This window comes from Sinorhizobium sp. P24N7, assembly GCF_042436655.1.
Classification (GTDB): domain Bacteria; phylum Pseudomonadota; class Alphaproteobacteria; order Rhizobiales; family Rhizobiaceae; genus Sinorhizobium; species Sinorhizobium meliloti_A.
In genome coordinates, this window is sequence record NZ_JBHMIW010000021.1 from 121,118 (window position 1) to 128,014 (window position 6,897).

The following is a 6,897-nucleotide window of genomic DNA, read 5'->3' on the forward strand; positions in this document are numbered from 1 at the left end:
GAGCATGACAGTATTGCGTTCGCATATTTCGCCGTCCTCGGAGGAGTTCAAGGCGAACCGCGCGGCCATGACGGAGGCCATCGCGACGGTCGAGGACGCGGTGCGCCTGGCCGCAGCCGGTGGCGGCGAGACGGCGCGCGAGCGCCACGTCAGCCGCGGCAAGCTCCTGCCGCGGGATCGGCTCGCTACTCTCATCGATCCGGGCACGCCTTTTCTGGAGGTAGGAGCGACCGCCGCACATGGAATGTACAACGACGATGCGCCGGGCGCGGGCCTGATCACCGGCATCGGCCGGATCTCCGGCCGCGAGTGCATGATCGTCTGCAACGATCCGACGGTCAAAGGCGGCACCTACTATCCCCTGACGGTCAAGAAGCATTTGCGCGCGCAGGAGATCGCGGCGGAGAACCGGCTGCCCTGCGTCTATCTTGTCGACTCCGGCGGCGCGAACCTGCCGAACCAGGACGAGGTCTTTCCGGACCGGGACCATTTCGGCCGCATCTTCTACAACCAGGCCAACATGTCGGCGGCCGGCATCCCTCAGATCGCGGTGGTCATGGGATCCTGCACGGCGGGCGGCGCCTATGTGCCTGCCATGTCCGACGAAGCGATCATCGTCGAAAAGCAGGGCACCATCTTTCTCGCAGGGCCGCCGCTCGTTCGCGCGGCGACCGGCGAGGTAGTCTCGGCCGAAGACCTTGGCGGCGCCGACGTCCACACGCGTCTTTCGGGCGTTGCCGATCACCTTGCGCGCGACGATGCGCATGCGCTGGCCTTGGCGCGCCGGGCCGTTTCGGCCTTGAACCGTGAGAAGCCGTGGCCGGTCGAGCGCATCGAGCCGGAGCCGCCACTCTACGATCCGGAGGAGATCGCCGGCATCGTCCCCGCCGACCTCAAGACGCCCTACGAAATCCGCGAGGTGGTCGCCCGGCTTGTCGATGGTTCCCGTTTCGACGAGTTCAAGGCGCGCTTCGGCACCACGCTCGTTTGCGGTTTCGCCCATGTCCACGGAATTCCCGTCGGCATCGTCGCCAATAATGGCGTGCTCTTCTCGGAATCGGCCCTCAAGGGCGCCCATTTCGTGGAGCTCTGCGCCCAGCGCAGGATTCCGCTGGTCTTTCTGCAGAACATCACCGGCTTCATGGTCGGCCGCAAATACGAGACGGAGGGAATTGCCAAGCACGGCGCCAAGCTGGTGACCGCAGTGGCCACCGTGAAAGTGCCGAAGATCACCATGCTGGTCGGCGGCTCGTTCGGGGCGGGCAATTACGGGATGTGCGGGCGCGCCTTCTCGCCGCGGTTTCTCTGGACGTGGCCGAACAGCCGCATTTCGGTCATGGGCGGCGAACAGGCGGCAGGCGTCCTCTCCTCGGTGCGCGGCGAAGCCTTGAGGCGGTCAGGGAAACCGTGGAGCGAAGAGGAGGAGGCACGCTTTCGCCAGCCGGTGCTCGATCTGTTCGAACGGCAGAGCCATCCGCTCTATGCATCGGCAAGGCTTTGGGATGACGGCGTGATCGATCCGCGCAAGAGCCGCGACGTGCTGGCGCTGTCTCTGTCGGCGGCTTTGAACGCGCCGATCGAGGAGACGCGCTTCGGACTGTTCAGAATGTGACGAGAGGTCCCGAGATGAAACGCGACAACATCAATGCCCTGAATGCACCGCAGCCGCGCGGCGGTTATTCGCAGGCTGTCAGCGTCGAGGATTTCCGGCGGATGCTTTTCGTCAGCGGCCAAATTCCGGTGACGTCGGACGACGTCGTGCCGGAAGGTTTCGAAGCGCAGGCGCGCCAGGTCTGGCTGAACGTCGATGCGCAGCTCAAGGCGGCCGGCATGTCCAAGACCGACATCGTCAAGGTCACGACCTATCTCGCCGACAGGCAGCATGTCGTGGCAAACCGTGAAATCCGCAACGACTATTTCGGCTCGCTGGCGCCGGCGATGACGGTGGTGATCACCGGCATTTTCGATTCGGCCTGGCTCATGGAAGTCGAAGTGGTAGCGGCGCAATAGCACCGGAAAAGAGGCGCATGTTTTCGAAGCTCCTGATTGCCAATCGCGGTGAGATCGCCTGCCGCATCATCCGCACCGCGCGACGGCTCGGCATTCGCACCGTCGCCGTCTATTCCGACGCAGACGGAGACGCGCTGCATGTGGCACTCGCCGACGAGGCGATCCGGATCGGGGGAGCGCCCGCCGCCGAAAGCTATCTGGCGATTGCGCCCATCGTTCAAGCGGCAGGAAGCGTCGGCGCACAAGCCATTCATCCGGGCTATGGTTTTCTCTCGGAGAACGCCGATTTCGCCGAGGCTGTCGAAGAAGCAGGCATGATATTCGTCGGGCCGCCGCCGGCCGCGATCCGCGCCATGGGTCTCAAGGACGCGGCCAAGGCGCTCATGGAACGATCCGGAGTACCGGTCGTGCCCGGCTACCACGGCGATGAGCAGGATGCATCCTTTCTTGCCGAGAGGGCACGGGAGATCGGATATCCGGTGCTGATCAAGGCGCGGGCGGGCGGCGGCGGCAGAGGCATGCGCCGGGTCGAGCGGCAGGAGGATTTCGGCCCGGCGCTGGAGACCGCACGACGGGAGGCCGAATCCGCCTTCGGCGACGGTTCGGTGCTTATAGAGCGCTATCTGACGAAGCCGCGTCACATCGAGATGCAGGTCTTCGGCGACCGGCACGGCAATATCGTTCACCTCTTCGAGCGCGACTGCTCGCTGCAACGGCGACATCAGAAGGTGATCGAGGAGGCGCCGGCGCCCGGCATGACTGCTGAGGTCCGCCGTGCGATGGGCGATGCAGCGGTCAGAGCCGCCCAGGCGATCAGCTATGTCGGCGCCGGCACGGTGGAATTCATCGCCGATGTGACCAACGGTCTCTGGCCGGATCACTTCTATTTCATGGAGATGAACACGCGGCTGCAGGTGGAGCATCCGGTCACGGAAGCGATCACCGGCATCGATCTCGTGGAATGGCAGTTGCGGGTCGCCAGCGGCGAGCCGCTGCCGAAGAAACAGGCCGATATTTCCATGAACGGCTGGGCCTTCGAGGCGCGCCTCTATGCGGAGGATCCGGCCCGGGGCTTCCTGCCGGCGACCGGCCGGCTGACGCAATTGAGCTTTCCCGAGGATGCTGCGCGGATCGATTCCGGCGTCCGGCAGGGGGATACGATCAGGCCCTATTACGATCCGCTGATTGCCAAGGTGATCGTGCATGGCCAGAACCGTTCGGCGGCGCTCGGTCGGTTGCAGGACGCTCTCAAGGAATGCCGCATCGGCGGCACCGTTACCAACCGCGATTTTCTCATCCGCCTGACGGAAGAGCACGATTTCCGCTCCGGCCATCCGGATACGGGGCTGATCGACCGCGAGATCGAGCGCCTGACCGCGCCGGTCGCACCCGGCGACGAGGCGCTGGCGCTGGCGGCGATCATATCGACCGGCGCGCTCGATCCGAACAAGTCGAGCGATCCATGGTCGTCGCTCGGCTCCTGGCAAATCTGGGGCGACGCGCACCGCATGGTGGTGATCGAGCATGCGGACGACCGCGTAACCGTGACCTTGGCTTCGCGCGGCCGCGACCAGTTCGCCGTGCGTGCCGGCGCGAGCACGCTGCCCGTCCTCGTGCTCGACCGCTTCGAGGGTGGTGCCCGGCTCGAGGTGGCCGGACAGAAGCGCCTGATCCGTTTCTCGCGGGATCGCGAGGCGTTGACGCTCTTCCATGGCGGGCGCAACCTGGTGTTCCAACTGCCGGACGGATTGACCGGCGGGCAGAGCAGCGAGATCGCCGACGACGAGCTGGTCGCGCCGATGCCGGGCCTCGTGAAGCTGGTGCGGGTCGGCGCCGGCGACGCGGTGACAAAGGGACAGGCACTCGTCGTGATGGAGGCGATGAAGATGGAACTGACGCTCTCGGCCTCACGCGAGGGCACGATCGCCAATGTGCATGTGGCGGAAGGCGCTCAGGTCAGCGAGGGCACGGTGCTCGTGACGCTGATGGAGGAGGCTGCGCAATGACGTCGCCGGCAAAGGAGCGCGTCACGATTGTCGAGGTGGCGCCGCGCGACGGTCTTCAAAACGAGTCGCGGCTCGTCGCCACCGAGGACAAGGTCAGGCTCGTCGATCTGCTGTCCGACTGCGGTTACGAGCGCATCGAAGTAACGAGCTTCGTCAGTCCGCGCTGGGTACCGCAATTGGCCGATGCGCCGGCTGTCATGGCTGACATCGTCCGGCGTCCGGGCACGCGTTACGCGGCACTGACGCCCAATATGCGCGGCTTCGAGGCGGCGCTTGCGGCTGGCGCCGACGAGGTCGCGATCTTTGCCTCGGCGTCGGAAGGCTTCTCCGAGAAGAACATCAACTGCTCGATTGCCGAAAGCATTGAGCGTTTTCGGCCGGTCGCCGAAGCAAGCCGGCGCCAAGGCATTCCCCTGCGCGGCTATGTGAGCTGTGTCGTCGAATGTCCCTATGAGGGCGCGATCGCGCCGGCGCAGACCGCCCGCGTCGCGGGGCTGCTTGCCGACCTCGGCTGCTACGAGATCAGTCTCGGCGACACGATCGGGCGCGGCACGCCGGAAGCGATCGATGCCATGCTGACAGCGGCGCTCTGCGAGATCGATGCCAAGAAACTCGCCGGGCATTTCCACGACACGCGCGGCCGGGCACTGGAGAATATCGCGGTAGCACTGGAGCGCGGTATCCGGGTTTTCGACGCTTCGGCCGGCGGGCTCGGCGGCTGTCCCTATGCGCCGGGAGCGGCCGGCAATGTCGATACGCTTGCGGTGAACGCCTTTCTCGATGCGCGGGGTTTTGCCACCGGCCTCGACTCGGACAAACTTGAGCGCGCCGCTGCTTTTGCACTATCGCTGAGGAGCGCAGCATGACCTTCGATACGATCCGCTGTGCCATCGACCAGCGCGGCGTCGCCCGGGTGACGCTTGCCCGCTCAGCAAAGCACAATGCGCTTTCTGCAACCATGATCGGCGAATTGACGGCCATCGCAGACCGGCTCGCAACCGACACATCGATCAGGGCAGTCATTCTCGACGCCAAAGGCAAGAGTTTCTGTGCCGGCGGCGATCTCGAATGGATGCGTCAGCAGTTTTCCGCCGACCGGCCGACGCGGATCGCCGAGGCGACGCGGCTTGCGATGATGTTGAAGGCGCTGAACGATCTGCCGAAGCCGCTGATTGCGCGCGTGCATGGGAACGCCTTTGGCGGCGGCGTCGGGCTGATCAGCGTCTGCGACACGGTGATCGCCGCTTCCGGCGCCAAATTCGGCCTGACCGAGACGCGCCTCGGGCTGATCCCGGCGACGATCAGCCCCTATGTCGTTGCCCGGACAGGCGAGGCGCGGGCGCGGCCGCTGTTCATGTCGGCGCGGATCTTCGGTGCGGAGGAGGCGAAGGTCGCCGGTTTCGTGACGACGGTCGTCGACGGCACCATGCTGGACGGAGCCGTCGAAGCCGCGGTGACGGCCTATCTCGTCGCGGCTCCGGGCGCCGCCGGGCGGGCGAAGCGGCTTGCGCGGTCGCTGGGCCTTCCCATCACCGACGCCGTCATCGCCGCGACGATAGAGCACCTTGCCGATACCTGGGAAACGGACGAAGCACGGGAGGGCGTGTCGGCCTTCTTTGAACGGCGCAATCCCTCCTGGCGGCTATGAGCCGAGATTGAGCTTGAATCGAGGGGAAATCGATCCTATTTTTATAGGGACCCGATCAAAACAGGATCGATTTCTCATGATTGCCCTCGATTTCCAGATCCCTGCAGCCCGTTTCGGGGACGATCATTCCCCGTTTCTCTCGGCCCGCCTGGTCGCCGACCGATTGGGCGTCACGCTCGCCGAACTCGCAAAGCTGATCGGTGTCGCCCGCAATACGCTGACGGCGAAATCCGGCGCCCGGAAGGTCGACAGCGCCTTGAGCAAGGTCGTCCGCATCCTGGCCATGGCTTCCGAAATGGCGGGCGACGAGGCCCGCGCCGTCATCTGGTTCAAGCACCAGCCTATTCCCGGCTGGGCCGGCAAGACGGCGTTCGACCTGGTCGGTGAAGGCAAGGCCGACAAGGTGCTCGCCTATCTCGAATCGGTACGCGCCGGCGTCTACGCTTAAGACGGGATGAGGAAGCACATTCCGCCCGCATCGCGGCCCGAGCCGGAACTGCCGCAGTCGGTCGAGCCCATAACGCTCTGGCGGGCCTTCGTTCCACGCTGGGCACATATGCCGCTATCCGGCGCGGGTGCTGCTCGCTTCGGTGGCCGCTGGAACCCGATCGGCGTGCCTGCGATCTATGGCGCGCGCGAGCTTTCCACCGCCTGGGCCGAATACAATCAGGGTTTCGTCCAGCATCCGGCGCTGATCGTGCAGCTCGAGTTGCTGGGGGCGAGACTCGCGGACCTCACGGATGTCAGCCTTCTTGTGGAGCTTGGTGTGGATGAGGCGATCCATCGCTGCGAATGGCGTGATGCGCTCGACAAGGGCGCGGTGCCGGAGACCCACAGGCTCCAGTCGGAGCTTCTGGCGCGCGACTTCCATGGGGTGATCTATCCATCCTTCATGTCGCCCGGCGGCACCTGTGTTGCGCTCTGGCGTTGGAACGGTCCGCAAGAACCGCGTCTCGGCGTCATCGACCCCGATGGTCGGCTGCCGAAATCGCCCGCCTCATGGGTTTGAAGATTCGTGCGACCGCCGCCGCTTGTTTGATTTCCTCATTCCTGTGCTTGTCACAGGAATCCAGCCAGACCAAGTCCGTGGGCTGAAAGAACGCTTCCCGCGCCGCAGACGCGGCGCTGCTGGATCCCTGTGACGAGCACTGTTGGGGTGGACGGCTCCCAACGGCATCGCAATGTGCCAGAGTGAGTCGTTAAGATATCAATCGAGGGAGACCGTCCGTGGAG

Annotated in this window: 7 protein-coding genes; all 7 read left to right on the plus strand. The window is 65.1% G+C overall.

Going from position 1 to position 6,897, the window contains the following annotated elements; genetic code table 11:
• Positions 1-4 precede the first annotated feature (4 nt).
• The 7 genes from ACFHWW_RS29510 (at position 5) to ACFHWW_RS29540 (ending at position 6,673) form a co-directional block, all read left to right on the plus strand.
• The gene (locus ACFHWW_RS29510; protein ID WP_338284255.1) at positions 5-1,612 is read left to right on the plus strand and encodes a carboxyl transferase domain-containing protein; all 1,608 of its coding nucleotides are present in this window, start codon (positions 5-7) and stop codon (positions 1,610-1,612) included.
• A 14-nt stretch (positions 1,613-1,626) separates the two neighbouring features.
• A complete protein-coding gene (locus ACFHWW_RS29515; protein WP_379942741.1) occupies positions 1,627-2,010 on the plus strand; it encodes a RidA family protein in 384 nt (127 codons plus the stop codon).
• Positions 2,011-2,027: 17 nt separating this feature from the next.
• Complete coding sequence (locus ACFHWW_RS29520; RefSeq protein ID WP_338284256.1) at positions 2,028-4,016, plus strand: acetyl/propionyl/methylcrotonyl-CoA carboxylase subunit alpha; 1,989 nt, start codon at positions 2,028-2,030, stop codon at positions 4,014-4,016.
• Positions 4,013-4,882: a hydroxymethylglutaryl-CoA lyase gene (locus tag ACFHWW_RS29525; protein WP_338284257.1), complete on the plus strand. Its 870-nt coding sequence runs from the start codon at positions 4,013-4,015 to the stop codon at positions 4,880-4,882. Before ACFHWW_RS29520 ends, ACFHWW_RS29525 begins: the two co-directional genes overlap by 4 nt.
• Positions 4,879-5,664: a crotonase/enoyl-CoA hydratase family protein gene (locus ACFHWW_RS29530; RefSeq protein ID WP_379942744.1), complete on the plus strand. Its 786-nt coding sequence runs from the start codon at positions 4,879-4,881 to the stop codon at positions 5,662-5,664. The genes ACFHWW_RS29525 and ACFHWW_RS29530 overlap by 4 nt, the downstream gene beginning before the upstream one ends.
• Before the next feature lie 76 nt (positions 5,665-5,740).
• The gene (locus ACFHWW_RS29535; RefSeq protein ID WP_018097157.1) at positions 5,741-6,112 is read left to right on the plus strand and encodes an antitoxin Xre/MbcA/ParS toxin-binding domain-containing protein; all 372 of its coding nucleotides are present in this window, start codon (positions 5,741-5,743) and stop codon (positions 6,110-6,112) included.
• Positions 6,113-6,118: 6 nt separating this feature from the next.
• Entirely contained in the window at positions 6,119-6,673 is a 555-nt protein-coding gene (locus ACFHWW_RS29540; RefSeq protein ID WP_338284259.1) for an RES family NAD+ phosphorylase, read from the plus strand.
• The last annotated feature ends 224 nt before the right edge of the window (positions 6,674-6,897 follow it).